Below are 248 nucleotides of genomic sequence, written 5' to 3'. Positions count from 1 at the left end.
CCATCGAGCGGCACGAGCACCAACGCCCGCCGCAACTCACCAACCAGCCCCCGCGGATCCCCAACTCCCGCCCGCCGCCCGGCTATCCGCTCCGCCAGCTCTGTCCTCTCAGCCACCGGAAGCCCCCGATCCCACCCGCCAGCCGTGATTCATCACACCGTAGGACATCACGCACGGCGACAACCAACGGTTCCACCAGTCAACACAGCCCTCCCACCTCGGCCCCACCGGAAGCAAAGCGACCTCTT

It is taken from the genome of Streptomyces niveus (genome assembly GCF_001723055.1).
GTDB lineage: Bacteria > Actinomycetota > Actinomycetes > Streptomycetales > Streptomycetaceae > Streptomyces > Streptomyces niveus.
This window is presented reverse-complemented; position numbering follows the sequence as displayed.